An 8,115-nucleotide genomic window follows, 5' to 3' on the forward strand; every position below is an offset into this window, starting at 1 on the left:
GCAGACGACGGCGCAGCGCGCAACTCTCGTGGGCCAGCTCGCCACCCTGCGGAACACCACGGTCGAACTCGAGCAGGCGCGCGTGGCCGGCCTCGAGCAGCAGCGCCAACAGCAGCAGTTCGCAGCGATGCTCGCGGCGTCTACCCAGAACGCGGCATCCCCTCAGAACGCGCAGCCTGCCCCGGCCGGCTCCTCGCCGGCTGGAGGTGCCCAGGCTGCGGCGTCCGGATCAGGGACGACGGCGGCCCAGGGCGCTGCTTCCGGCGGCGGCACTGCGGGCGTCCCGCTGGCGACGACGGACCAGGCGCCTGCCCCGGCTCCCGCGCCAGCTCCCGCACCGGCTCCCGCGCCAGCTCCTGAACCCGCCCCAGCCCCCGCTCCCGCACCCGCCCCCGCACCCGCACCCCCCCCCCAGCCCACCGGCTCCGGCATCCAGGCGGCCATCAACGTGGCGATGTCCAAGGTCGGCCCGCCCAACTACTACCTCTGGGGCGGCACCGGCCCCACGGGCTTCGACTGCTCGGGGCTCGTGTGGTACTCGTTCAACGCTGCGGGCATCTGGGTCCCCAGGACCGCGACCGACCAGTACAACTCGGCGCCCGTCCACGTCCCGCTCTCGCAGGCCCGGCCAGGCGACCTCGTCGTGTTCGGGAGCGCCGGGAACTTCTACCACGTGGGGATCTATCTGGGCAGCGGCAAGATCGTCAACGCGCTCAACCCGAGCGACGGCATCACCGTGACGCCGCTCGCCTGGATGTCCGACGTCTGGCCGACGGTCGCCCGCTATTCCTAGCCGGCAAGATTCCTAAGTCGTGAGCATCGGTCCGAAACCCGGCCGGTCCGCCAGCCGCGGATCCTCATGGTCGGGGACGACCATGACGGGCCCCTTCGCGTGATGGAGGACGCCGTCCGTCGTCGACCCTAGAAGCATCCCGGCGAAGCCGCCGTGCCCGCGGGTGCCGAGCACCAGGAGGTCCACGGCGCGGCTCACGCCGACGAGGACATCCACGGGGGCGCCGTCGATGAGGCTAGTCTGCACCTCGAGGTCGGGGAAGTGGCTCTGAAGCCACGCCGTGCCGGCCTTGAGCTGCGCCCGGATGTCCCGGAACAGCTGCTCTCGGTCCACCGGTGCGGGCACCCACGCGAGACTTCCGCTGAACTGCGGCACGGCGCAGACCACCCGGAGCGGCACGCCGAGCAGCATGGCTTCCTCCGCGGCGACCAGCACCGCCACGCGTGCTTGCTCAGAACCGTCGACGCCGACGGCGACAACGGGCTCAACCTCGACAGGCTCCTTGGGCGTCCGCTCACGCTCGAGGTGCTCGCCAAGGCGTTCGGCGAACCGCAGCGGCACCGTCACGGTGGGGCACTTCGCGTGCGCCGGCAGGGCGCTGCTCACCGAACCCAGCAGGCGGCCCACGAATCCGCCCCGGCCGCGCGAGCCGAACACGAGCAGCTCGGCGGCCTCGGAGAACTGCAGCAGCACGCCGGCGGCGTCGCCGCTCTCGACCGACGAGCTCAGCTCGAGGTCCTCGTAGCCCTCGACGGACTCCACGGCCTCCTTGAGGACCGCGGCAGCCCCTTCCTGGATGACGGTGTCGTCGATGGTGGAGTAGCCGCCGTCGAGGCCCGACGCGGCAAAGATGGGAACGCTGTACGCGGTGACCACGTGGAGCGGCCGCCGGCGGCGCTGCGCCTCCCGTGCGGCCCAGATGAGGGCGCACCTTCCGTGTTCTGACCCGTCCACGCCGACGACGATCCCGGTGGGCAGCTCGGCGTCTCCCCCAAGGGTGTGGCCCGTTTCGCGGTCGCGCTGGTCTGCCATCGCAATCCTCCTCGGCTGCGGGGAGCCAAACCGACCCCCTTACCGACAATGGTGGTCGGTTTACTGGTCTGGTCAAGCTCCCACGGCGGCGGATGGCAACGGCCTACCGATGCGTCGGGAATCCGGGTAGTGTTCCGATGGTGCCTGCCGTGGGGGGAGGAAGGACCCAAGCAGTTCCAGAGATCCGCCGACCGGAGGAGAGCCGACCACGTGTCCACGCTGCCGCCGAACACCCCAGAGTCCACGAGCGCCGTCGTCATCGGCACAGGCCTCTCGGGGCTAGCGGTAGCCGGAGAGCTCAGCCGCCACGGGGTGGCCACGGTCACGGTCGACGGCCTCGAATCTGCGGCGCCCTCGACCGCAACGACGACGCTCCGAGTCACGGACCTCTCGTCCGACGAGTCCATCGAGTACCTGAAGGTCATGCGCCATCTGAGGGCACATGTCGCAAGCCAGGCCCTCGACGTGCGCACCACGGTCCGGGCCCAGCACCTGGCGCTCGTTGAGCAGCTCAAACCCGGAGCGCCCCTCCGCTGGGCCGTTCGCACCGAAACCGGCGTGATCTTCGCAGACGCCGTGGTCCTCACCCGCTGCGCCCACAATCAGCTCCGCCGCTTCCTCGCGGACCTCGGGTTCTCCCTCGGCGAGAAGCTCATGGAGGAACTCGCCGGAATCGGCCTCTATCTCATCGGCGTGGCGGAACTGTCCTCGCCGTCGACGAGGGAACTCCTCTGGCAGGCGAAATCGGTGGCGAGACTTGTCGCGGACTCGGTGTCGTCGTCGTACCAGCCTGCCTGAAGGCAGCGCTCAGTCTCCGCGGCGGCTGAGGCGGAACCACGCGATGAGCAGCGCGACCCCGAGGACGCCGAATACCACGAAGGCCCATGGGAACGGCTCGCCCGGTGCTGCGGGAGCCGGCGGCGCGGTCGCAACGGTGCCTGGGACGGCGCTCTGCATGGCTGGAGGGGTGGGGGCAGAACTGCTGGGTCCTAGGGTATCCACAAAGAATTCAGAGTACTCGATCACATTTACCCGCCATCCGACGAAGAGTCCGTTTCCCCCGCTCTAATATGGGCACCACACCCTCAACTACGTCCAAGGGAACCTCTGTGTCGACACAAACAGCAACGTCGACTAACGCCGTCGACCGCTATTTCAAGATCACCGAGCGCGGCTCGAGCGTGGCCCGCGAGATCCGCGGCGGTCTCGCCACGTTCTTCGCCATGAGCTACATCGTGGTCCTCAACCCGCTCATCCTCTCGGGGGCGGATTCCGCCGGCAACACGCTCGGCATCCCCCGGGTCGCCGCCGCGACGGCCCTGGTGGCGGGCATCCTCACGGTCATCATGGGCCTATGGGCCAAGCACCCGTTCGCGCTCGCGACGGGCCTCGGCGTGAACGCGTTCGTCGCGGTGACCATCGCGACCCACCCCGGCGTCACGTGGCCGGACATGATGGGCCTCGTGATGATCGCCGGCATCGTCATGTTCCTCCTGGTCCTCACGGGCTTCCGGACGGCGGTGTTCAAGGCCGTTCCTGAGGGCTTGAAGACGGCGATCGTCGTGGGCATCGGCGTGTTCATCACGCTCATCGGCCTCGTCGACGCGGGCTTCGTGCGCCGCATCCCGGATGCCGCCGGCACCACCGTGCCGCTGGGCCTCGGGTTCGACGGACGCCTCATCGGGTGGCCAACGCTCGTCTTCGTGGTGGGCCTCGTCCTCACCATCGCGCTCATGGTCCGCCGCGTCCGGGGCGCCATCCTCATCGGCATCATCGGCGCGACGATCGTCGCGAACATCATCGAGCTCGTCTTCCACGTGGGCCCGAGCGTCGGGGCCGACAACAAGCCGAATCCCGGCGGCTGGTCGCTCGTGGTTCCCGGCCTCGGCGACCTGCGCCCGGTGGACCTCAGCCTCATCGGCCAGGCCAACCCGATCGGCGCATTCGCGCACCTCGGGGCTCTCGCGGCGATCCTCATGGCGTTCGTGATCCTGCTCAGCATCTTCTTCGACGCGATGGGCACCATGGTCGGCCTTGCCCGCGAGGCCGGGACGATCGATCCCCAGGGCAACATCCCGAATGTTGACCGGGTCCTCCTCGTCGACGCGTTCGGCGCGATCGCAGGCGGCGGTTCGTCGATCTCCTCGAATCAGATCTTCGTCGAGTCCGGCGCGGGCATCGGCGAGGGCGCCCGCACCGGCCTCGCCTCGGTGGTCACAGGCATCATGCTCCTGCTGGCCATGTTCCTCACGCCGCTCATCAACCTCGTCCCATTCGAGGCGGTCGCTCCGGCCCTCGTGGTGGTCGGCTTCCTCATGTTCCAGCAGGTCACGAAGATCGACTGGACCGACGTGGGCATCTCCATCCCGGCGTTCCTCACGATCGCCCTCATGCCGTTCACGTATTCGATCGCGAACGGCCTGGGCGCGGGCTTCATCAGCTACGTGCTCGTGCGGACCTTCCAGGGGCGCGCGCGGGAGATCCACCCGCTCATGTGGGCGGTCGCCGCGGCTTTCCTCATCTTCTTTGCGCTCGGACCGATCGAACAGGCACTGGGCGTCTGAGCGCGACGACGGCGAACACCACCGCGAGCGGGAGGGCGACGACGGCGCCACTCAGCCAGGCGCCCGTCCCCTGCCCTCCCTGGACGGCGGCGTTGGCGGCCTGAAGTCCCGTGGCCGCCGCGCCGAGCAGGAAGGCGGCGGCCGCGAGGGCCGGCACGAGACCAGCCGGCAGCGGCGCCTCCCGCGGCAGCAGCCGCCACACCACCAGAAGCAGCAAGCCGACGATGCCGGCTAAGACGCGGTATTCGACCACCTCGCCCCAGTGGTGCTCGGCGGCCGCCTGAGAGCAGTCGAGGCCGGGGTACGGCGCCTGCAGGACGGCGCAGCGCGCCGCGGTGTAGGCGATCCCCGGGAGGTCGCCGGACACGAAGCCCGCTCCCCAGAGGCGCCCGAACAGCTCCGACACGGCCCCGCTGAGGCCGACGGCGAGCGCCCCGATGGCCGCGAGGCCGACGACGGGCCGCACGAAGGCACGCAACGGGATCCTTCCGAGGGCGCTCAGGGGCGGACGAAGGGCTGCGGTCACGGTGCCCACCGGGCCGAAGCGCTTCACTGCCTCTCGCTCCGCATCCTCAGGGTCGAGGCCCTGGGCCCGGAGGCGAGAGGCCGATTCGCGAAGGTGCGCTTCCGTCTCGGCCAGCAGCCGGCGCACGGCCCTCGGCTCGGCGCCGCCAGCGCCTGCGAGGAGTTCATCCAGATAGGCCTCGATGGGGCTGTCCGCGCTCATGACGCCGCTCCGAGGACGCCCCGCACCGCCGTCGCGAAACCCTGCCATTCCTCCGCCTTGCGGGCGAGCTCGGTCTCACCGGCCTCGGTGAGGGAGTAGACGCGGCGGCGGGCGCCGTCGTCGTCCGCCCACCGGCTCGCGACGCTGCCGGAGGCCTCCAGCTTGTGGAGCGCCGGGTACACCGAGCCCTCCTGGAGCTCGAGGCGGGAGCCGCTGCGCTCGTGGATGCGCGCGATGAGCGCGTAGCCGTGCGCCTCGCCCGCCCCGAGGGAGGCCAGGAGCAAGAGGTCGAGTTGTCCGTTCACCGCACTTCGTCCCATGCCTAGACAATCTAGGTACGGGATCGCGCGCTGGCAAGGGCTCGACCAGCCTTCTTTCGGCCTAGCCCTGATCGAACTCGGAAAGGAGGCGCGCGCTTGCTGATCCCATGTGGTGACCCATGACGCGTCGCACGCGGTCCGGGTCACCGGCCTCGAGCGCTTCGAAGATCTCCGTGTGCTCTCGCGCGGCAACCGCTGCGTGATCTTGGTCCCGCAGCCCCCGATCCACCCAGATCCGCAGGAGGGACTGGATGCTCTGCAGGAGGTCCTCCAGCACCGAGTTGCCCGAGGCCGCGGCAATCTCGCGATGGAACTGGGAATCGGCGTCCCTGAAGGCCTCGAAGTCGGTGGTGCTCGTCTTCATGGTTTCGACGTAGCCGGCAAGCCGGCGGAGGACGGACTCGTCGATCCGGGTCGCCGCGAGCTCCGCCGCTTGGACCTCGAGCCCGCTGCGCAGCTCGACGAGCTCGCGCGTCCGCGGCTCACCGAGCATGAGGCCCCACGAGAGCGTGCGGGGCAGAAGTTCGGAGGCGCCGCCCCTCAGGTACGTGCCGGAGCCCGGCCGCACAATGACGATCCCGAGGATCTCGAGGGCGGCCAGCGCTTCACGGATGGCAGAACGGCCAACTTGCAGCTGAGCCGCGAGGGTGCGCTCCGAGGGGAGGCGCGCCCCGGGAGGGATCTGCCCACTCGTGAACGCGGCCATGAGCCGCTCGGCGACCTCGGAGACCACGGACCCGCTGGGCATAGTGCCCAGGTCCAGGCCGAGATCCGCCGTTGCTTCGCCCACGTTTGTTGCCACGGGTCAAGGCTAGCTGACGCAACACCGCAAAAGCGGGTTTTGCGCATTTCACGTCAACCGGTTGACCAATTTGCCTCTTTGCCCTTACCGTCGGAGGAAGAGGGGGCCGTGCAGCGCCCCAGAACCACAGCCAGGAGTCAGTGTGGACACCACTCAGCAGTCTGCGGAGCGGTCGGCCGTCAAGAAGGTCGCCATCCGCCTCGTGCCCTTCGTGGCGCTGATGTTCTTCATCAACTATCTCGACCGGACCGCGATCTCGTTCGCGGGCCCGAACGGCATGAACAGCGATCTGGCGCTCTCCGCGGCGCAGTTCGGCTTCGCCTCGGGGGTCTTCTTCATCGGCTACATCCTTCTGGAGGTGCCGAGCAACCTCGCTCTCCACAAGTTCGGTGCCCGGCGCTGGCTCGCCCGCATCATGGTGAGCTGGGGCATCGTGGCCGCCCTCTTCACGTGGGTGCCGAACGCGGACGGCCTCTACATCCTCCGCTTCGCCCTCGGCGTGGCCGAGGCCGGCTTCTTTCCCGGCGCGATCCTGTTCCTGAGCCTCTGGGTTCCTTCGAAGCACCGGAGCAAGATCCTGGCCCTCTTCTACTTGGCCCAGCCGCTGACCACGGTGATCGGTGCGCCGCTCGCGGGTGCACTGATGCAGCAGCACGGCGTCTTCGGGCTCGAGGGCTGGCGCTTCATGTACCTCGGCGTCTCCATCCCGGCGATCATCATCGGCGTGGTGGCCTGGTTCTACCTCTCCGACAAGCCGTCCGAGGCCAAGTGGCTCACCGTGGCCGAGAAGGAATGGCTCACCGGCGCCCTCGCCCGCGAGGCGAAGTCGACGAGCCGCGGCCACCACGTGAGCGCGTGGAAGGCTCTCGGCAACGGGCGCGTCTGGATGCTCTCCTTCATCTACTTCGGCTTCATCTACGGCCTCTACGCCCTCGGCTTCTTCCTCCCGACGATCATCAAGGGCTTCGAGAGCCAGTTCGGCACCAAGTTCGACGTCTTCCAGCAGGGCCTCATCACGGCCATCCCCTACCTGCCGGCCGCCATCGTCCTCTACCTCTGGTCCCGTGACGCGACTCGCCGGGGCGTCAAGACCTGGCACATCGCGATCCCCGCCGCCGTGGGCGGCGTGAGCATCCCGGTGGCGCTCGCGACGAACAACCCGGTGGCAACGGTCGCCGTCATCACCGTCACGGCCTGCGCGATCTTCGCCGCGCTGCCCAACTTCTGGACCGTGCCGACGCGCTTCCTCACCGGAGCCGCCGCTGCCGCGGGCATCGCGCTCATCAACACGGTGGGCAACATTGCGGGCTTCGCGGCCGGCTACGTGACCGGCGCGCTCAAGGACTGGACCGGAAGCTACCTCGTGCCCATGTTCGTGGTGGGCGGCTTCATGATCCTCTCCGCGATTCTGATGGTGGTGCTCGCCCGCCGCGGGTCGGTGGACGCCGCCGAGGCCGACGACGACGCCGACACCTACATCGCGCACTGACCCGCCGCCTTCTCCCGCCGACCCGCCCTCAGGAGCTTCCCCATGACCCGCCTCTTCAACGACCCGGCCGCGTTCGCGGACGAGATGACCGAGGGCTTCGTCGCGAGCCACCGCCGCTGGGTGCGCCGCGTGCACGGTGGCGTGGCCCGGCGGACGGCCACCCGTGAGGGCGGCGCCGCGCTCGTCGTGGGCGGCGGCTCGGGGCACTATCCCGCGTTCGCCGGCCTCGTCGGGCCCGGCCTGGCCCACGGCGCTGCCATGGGGAACCTCTTCGCCTCCCCGTCCGCGCAGCAGGTCTATTCCGTGGCGAAGTCCGTGGAGGCCGGCGGCGGCGTGCTGCTGGCGTACGGCAACTACGCCGGCGACGTCCTGCACTTCACCCAGGCCC

At 69.5% G+C, this 8,115-nt stretch carries 10 protein-coding genes; 5 read left to right on the forward strand and 5 right to left on the reverse strand.

Annotated features, from left to right (window positions below; genetic code table 11):
• Nucleotides 1-793, forward strand: a 793-nt coding sequence (locus tag ACTHL9_RS10345) for a C40 family peptidase (RefSeq protein WP_440518884.1), incomplete at its 5' end; no start/stop codon positions are given.
• Between the two features lie 12 nt (nucleotides 794-805).
• Here ACTHL9_RS10345 and ACTHL9_RS10350 read toward each other — a convergent pair.
• Nucleotides 806-1,825 carry a universal stress protein gene (locus ACTHL9_RS10350; protein ID WP_440518885.1) on the reverse strand — a complete coding sequence of 340 codons (1,020 nt, stop codon included), beginning with the start codon at nucleotides 1,823-1,825 and terminating at the stop codon, nucleotides 806-808.
• A 210-nt stretch (nucleotides 1,826-2,035) separates the two neighbouring features.
• Here ACTHL9_RS10350 and ACTHL9_RS10355 point away from each other — a divergent pair, with 210 nt between their 5' ends.
• Nucleotides 2,036-2,623 carry an FAD-binding protein gene (locus ACTHL9_RS10355; protein WP_440518886.1) on the forward strand — a complete coding sequence of 196 codons (588 nt, stop codon included), beginning with the start codon at nucleotides 2,036-2,038 and terminating at the stop codon, nucleotides 2,621-2,623.
• A gap of 9 nt (nucleotides 2,624-2,632) precedes the next feature.
• On the opposite strand, the gene ACTHL9_RS10360 is transcribed toward ACTHL9_RS10355, so the two are convergent.
• A complete protein-coding gene (locus ACTHL9_RS10360) occupies nucleotides 2,633-2,782 on the reverse strand; it encodes a hypothetical protein (protein WP_440518888.1) in 150 nt (49 codons plus the stop codon).
• Nucleotides 2,783-2,895: 113 nt separating this feature from the next.
• On the opposite strand from ACTHL9_RS10360, the gene ACTHL9_RS10365 reads away from it, so the two are divergent.
• On the forward strand, nucleotides 2,896-4,389 hold the full coding sequence (locus ACTHL9_RS10365; protein ID WP_440518890.1) for an NCS2 family permease: 1,494 nt from the start codon (nucleotides 2,896-2,898) through the stop codon (nucleotides 4,387-4,389).
• Here the strand turns inward: ACTHL9_RS10365 and ACTHL9_RS10370 are convergent.
• The 3 genes from ACTHL9_RS10370 to ACTHL9_RS10380 all read right to left on the reverse strand — a co-directional run bounded on the left by ACTHL9_RS10370 (nucleotide 4,343) and on the right by ACTHL9_RS10380 (nucleotide 6,238).
• A complete protein-coding gene (locus ACTHL9_RS10370) occupies nucleotides 4,343-5,116 on the reverse strand; it encodes a permease prefix domain 1-containing protein (RefSeq protein ID WP_440518892.1) in 774 nt (257 codons plus the stop codon). The genes ACTHL9_RS10365 and ACTHL9_RS10370 overlap by 47 nt on opposite strands.
• Entirely contained in the window at nucleotides 5,113-5,436 is a 324-nt protein-coding gene (locus tag ACTHL9_RS10375; RefSeq protein WP_440518893.1) for a PadR family transcriptional regulator, read from the reverse strand. Before ACTHL9_RS10375 ends, ACTHL9_RS10370 begins: the two co-directional genes overlap by 4 nt.
• A gap of 61 nt (nucleotides 5,437-5,497) precedes the next feature.
• Nucleotides 5,498-6,238, reverse strand: coding sequence for a FadR/GntR family transcriptional regulator (locus tag ACTHL9_RS10380; RefSeq protein ID WP_440518895.1), 741 nt, complete (start codon nucleotides 6,236-6,238; stop codon nucleotides 5,498-5,500).
• Nucleotides 6,239-6,380: 142 nt separating this feature from the next.
• Between ACTHL9_RS10380 and ACTHL9_RS10385 the strand changes: the two genes are divergently transcribed.
• Both ACTHL9_RS10385 and ACTHL9_RS10390 read left to right on the forward strand, forming a co-directional pair.
• Nucleotides 6,381-7,727 carry an MFS transporter gene (locus ACTHL9_RS10385; protein WP_440518897.1) on the forward strand — a complete coding sequence of 449 codons (1,347 nt, stop codon included), beginning with the start codon at nucleotides 6,381-6,383 and terminating at the stop codon, nucleotides 7,725-7,727.
• Nucleotides 7,728-7,769: 42 nt separating this feature from the next.
• Nucleotides 7,770-8,115, forward strand: a 346-nt coding sequence (locus ACTHL9_RS10390; RefSeq protein ID WP_440518898.1) for a dihydroxyacetone kinase subunit DhaK, incomplete at its 3' end; no start/stop codon positions are given.

Source organism: Sinomonas sp. (assembly GCF_051955515.1).
Classification (GTDB): Bacteria; Actinomycetota; Actinomycetes; order Actinomycetales; family Micrococcaceae; genus Sinomonas.

What these genes read in the sequence shown, in the direction of transcription:
- ACTHL9_RS10375 (WP_440518893.1), bottom strand. Translation starts at nt 5,436, where the DNA reads ATGGGACGAAGTGCGGTGAACGGACAACTCGACCTCTTGCTCCTGGCC.
- ACTHL9_RS10360 (WP_440518888.1), bottom strand. Translation starts at nt 2,782, where the DNA reads ATGCAGAGCGCCGTCCCAGGCACCGTTGCGACCGCGCCGCCGGCTCCC.
- ACTHL9_RS10350 (WP_440518885.1), bottom strand. Translation starts at nt 1,825, where the DNA reads ATGGCAGACCAGCGCGACCGCGAAACGGGCCACACCCTTGGGGGAGAC.
- ACTHL9_RS10365 (WP_440518890.1), top strand. Translation starts at nt 2,896, where the DNA reads ATGGGCACCACACCCTCAACTACGTCCAAGGGAACCTCTGTGTCGACA.
- ACTHL9_RS10370 (WP_440518892.1), bottom strand. Translation starts at nt 5,116, where the DNA reads ATGAGCGCGGACAGCCCCATCGAGGCCTATCTGGATGAACTCCTCGCA.